This is a genomic window from Actinoplanes sp. NPDC051633, assembly GCF_040681735.1.
In the GTDB taxonomy this organism is placed as follows: domain Bacteria; phylum Actinomycetota; class Actinomycetes; order Mycobacteriales; family Micromonosporaceae; genus Actinoplanes.
This window is the reverse complement of record NZ_JBFAZH010001016.1, coordinates 1-2810: the sequence shown is the minus strand read 5'-3', so window position 1 is coordinate 2810 and position 2810 is coordinate 1. Positions and strand designations below refer to the sequence as shown.

Below are 2810 nucleotides of genomic sequence, written 5' to 3'. Positions count from 1 at the left end.
CTATTTAATAAGCGCTGTAAGTAAGGTAATGACGGACACGCCGTCCGCCCGCAGCTGCTCGACAAGCTGCCAGGTGGTGTGCCGGGCCTCGGTGTCCATGCCGGCCGTGGGCTCGTCCAGGAACAGCAGCTCCGGCCGCCCGACGAGCGCCACCGCCAGCGCGAGCCGCTGCTGCTCCCCGCCGGACAGTCGCCGCCAGCGGGTCCGCCGCAGGTGCCGCAGCCCGAGCCGGTCGAGCAGCATCCCGGTGTCCAGCGGCGTCGCCGCGAACCCGGCGAACAACTCGAGGATCTCGCCGGCCGTCGCCCACGGATACACCCCGCCGGACTGCAGCATGATCCCGATGCGCGGCATCAGCGCGTCGTGGTCGCCCACCGGATCCAGGCCCAGGACGGAGGCGCTGCCGGCGTCCGGCCGGCGGAAGCCCTCGCACACCTGCAGCAGGCTGGTCTTGCCGGCGCCGTTGTTGCCGAGCAGAGCGAGCACCTGCCCGCGCGGCGCGGTCAGCGAGACACCGTCCACCGCCGTGACGTCGCCGTAGCGCACCACCACGTCCCGCACCTCGACGGCCCCGGCCCGAGTCATCCCACCCCCACAGCCCTGCCACCCTGAACCGGACTGAAGACTGTCTCGACGTCCACGCGAACCCCATCGGATCCGCTCCGGCCACGATACGTTGCGCCCGGCCCCTCCCGGACGCCGAGCCAGGCGACCCTCCGTCACCGGCATCGACCCTGCGTCCTGTCTACCGCTCGCCACGCCCGCCTTCCTCCTCCCGGAGGCCGCCTCACTCCTCCCGGTGGCCGCGGTCGGTAGGGTGCGCGCATGACCGAGCCCACCGTCGTCGAGATCTACACCGACGGCGCCTGCATCCCGAACCCCGGACCCGGCGGCTGGGGCGCGGTCCTGCGCTACGGCTCCGCGGAGAAGGACCTGTGCGGCGGCGAGGCCACGCCGACCACGAACAACCGGATGGAGCTGACCGCGCCGATCCGCGCCCTCGAGTCGCTGACCCGCGCGCCGCTGACCGTCATGCTCTACACCGACAGCATCTACGTCCGCGACGGCATCACGAAGTGGCTGCCCCGCTGGAAGGCGAACGGCTGGCTCACCTCGGCGAAGCAGCCGGTCAAGAACGTCGATCTCTGGCAGCTCCTCGACGAGGCGGTCAGCCGGCACGACGTGCGCTGGCACTGGGTCAAGGGCCACGCCGGGCACCCCGAGAACGAACGCGCCGACCGGCTCGCCGCGCGGGGGCTGCGTGAGGCCCTCGACGCCCGGGAGCCGTCGCACCAACCCTGAGTGAACCCGGACACCCGACCGGCCGTGGACCGCCGGATTACCCGGGCGACCCTTAGGTACGCCGCCCGATCCGCTCGGCCGGGTACGCCAGCACGATGAACTCGTGCCTGACAACGCTCCCTTTCCGCACGTCACCGCCGATGCGGCCCCGGCGATGGCGCCACCGGCCCGCCGCCCGGCCCACTGGCCGATCGTGCTGCTGCGCGCCCTGGCCGTGCTGGTCCTGCTCCAGGTCTTCCTGCAGGCCGTGCTCGCCGGCGGCTTCATCACCGGCAAGGTCACCTTCCTCGGCCTGCACAGCGCCAACGGCGTCTTCCTGGTGCTCTCCTCGATGGCGCTCCCGGTCGCGGCCGTGCTGCTGGTGCGCCCGGGCCGGGGACCGTGGTGGCCGATCGTCTTCGGCGTCGTCCTGTGGCTCCTGATCGGCGTCCAGGTCGGCATCGGCTTCGCCCGCCTCGTCGGCCTGCACATCCCGATCGGCATGGCCATCATGGCGCTGTCCGCCGGCCTTACCTGGTGGGCCTTCGCGTACCGGACAAAGCGATGACGGCAGCGATGAAGGCCGCGCTCTCCCGCCGCGCCCTCCTCACGCTGGCCGGCGGCGCGGGCCTCGCCGCGGCGACCGGCTGCGGCCGGCCGGCCGACGGGCCCGGCACCGGCGACCTGCTGACCAGCGAGGTGCGCCCGGAGCGGTTCCGCGTGCCGCTGCCGATCCCGCCGGTGGCCCGCCCGGCCCGGGTGACCGCCGAGGCCGACCACTACGTCGTCACGCAGCGCGTCGCCACCGCGAACCTGCTCCCGGACCGCCCGACGAAGATCTGGGGCTACGACGGTCTCTTCCCCGGCCCGACATTCCACGGCCGGCGGGGGCGGCCCATGGTCGTGACCGTCCGCAACGAGCTGCCCGTCCCGACCTCGACGCATCTGCACGGCGGCGTCACCCCGGCCGAGTCCGACGGCTTCCCGACCGACCTGATCACGCCGGCCGGTTACTCCCCCGCGCCGCCACACCATCACTCGATGCCGGGCAAGCTGCACGACACCGAGCGCGACTACCGCTATCCGATGACGCAGCGCGCCGCGACGCTCTGGTACCACGACCACCGGATGGACTTCACCGGTCCGCAGGTCTGGCGAGGGCTCTTCGGCGCCTTCCTGATCACCGACGACCAGGAGGCGAAGCTGCCGCTGCCGCGCGACGACCGCGACCTGCCGCTGGTGATCTGCGACCGTGCCTTCGACGAGGACGGATCGCTGCGTTATCCGATGCGCGACCCGAACATGCACGCCCCCGGCGCCCGGGGCAACTTCGTCTCCGGCGTTTTCGGCGACGTGATCCTGGTGAACGGCGCCGCCTGGCCCCGGCACGAGGTCGACGCCGCCCGCTACCGGCTGCGGCTTATCAACGGGTCGAACGCCCGCCGTTACCGCCTCGCGCTCGACGCCGGCGGCAAGCGGGTGCCGCTGATCCAGATCGGCAGCGACGACGGGCTGCTCCCGGCGCCGAT

4 protein-coding genes are annotated in these 2810 nt (G+C 72.6%); 3 read left to right on the top strand and 1 reads right to left on the bottom strand.

The features are described from left to right. On the bottom strand, positions 1 to 585 hold the full coding sequence (locus AB0M20_RS36155; RefSeq protein WP_364305120.1) for an ATP-binding cassette domain-containing protein: 585 nt from the start codon (positions 583 to 585) through the stop codon (positions 1 to 3). A gap of 240 nt (positions 586 to 825) precedes the next feature. Here AB0M20_RS36155 and rnhA point away from each other — a divergent pair, with 240 nt between their 5' ends. The 3 genes from rnhA to AB0M20_RS36140 form a co-directional block, all read left to right on the top strand. Then, the gene (gene rnhA, locus AB0M20_RS36150; protein ID WP_364305119.1) at positions 826 to 1302 is read left to right on the top strand and encodes a ribonuclease HI; all 477 of its coding nucleotides are present in this window, start codon (positions 826 to 828) and stop codon (positions 1300 to 1302) included. 103 nt (positions 1303 to 1405) lie between these two features. Beyond that, entirely contained in the window at positions 1406 to 1849 is a 444-nt protein-coding gene (locus tag AB0M20_RS36145) for a hypothetical protein (protein ID WP_364305116.1), read from the top strand. Further along, positions 1846 to 2810: multicopper oxidase domain-containing protein (locus tag AB0M20_RS36140; RefSeq protein WP_364305114.1), on the top strand; the 965-nt coding region annotated here is incomplete at its 3' end. The genes AB0M20_RS36145 and AB0M20_RS36140, both read left to right, overlap by 4 nt.